Below are 739 nucleotides of genomic sequence, written 5' to 3'. Positions count from 1 at the left end.
CACATAGTCGATTCTATCAACAATTCTAAATAATTCTAGTTGATAAAGTCTTATCATACGAATCAATTAGTGGTTAATTATATCTTTGGTTTACTCCCCACTAATGTCACGATCACTTTTTTCTTGGGTCAACTCGTCAGCAGCAAGCACTTGTGTTAACGGTTTAATGGGCCAAGTCATGACAAATCTGGCCCCGCCAAGACTGTTACTTTCATCTACCTTCATACTGCCATTAAACCAAAACGCGATACGCGAGACAATAGATAGCCCAAGCCCATACCCTCCTGAAGCTCTGGTACGACTATCATCTAAACGAGAAAATGGAATAAACACCTTTTCACGATCTTCCTCCGGTATACCGTGTCCATCATCTTCAACACTCACAAAAGCATTACCTTTTTTGACACCAGCACTGATAACTATGGTTGTTTCTGCATAGCGCAGTGCATTACCAGCAAGGTTTTGAATAACGCGGTGAAGATAGCGACGATCTGCTATTGCAGTGACTTTTGCATTTGGAAGTTGTCCAACGACCTTGATAGATTTTCCTAATGCATTGGTCTCGCGTACCACCTGCTCAACCAGCTCTCGAAGGTTTACTGGCTCTAAGTCTAGCTTAGGAGAGCCTTCCTCAAGCTTTGCATAGGTCAAAATCTCATCAATTAATCCATTTAGTGCTTCGATATCTTCGTCGATATAATCACGCTGCATAAAGCGCGAGTCCTCGTCATCGGTATCG

The 739-nt window shown here is 42.4% G+C and carries 1 protein-coding gene; it reads right to left on the bottom strand.

Annotated features, from left to right (window positions below; genetic code table 11):
- Window positions 1–90 precede the first annotated feature (90 nt).
- On the bottom strand, window positions 91–739 hold a 649-nt coding region (locus ACS8FD_RS20120), incomplete at its 5' end, for an ATP-binding protein (protein WP_439277168.1).

The organism is Psychrobacter sp. 1U2 (assembly GCF_051847575.1).
Note: the sequence above shows the minus strand (reverse complement) of the source record. Positions and strands in the feature narration are given on the sequence as shown.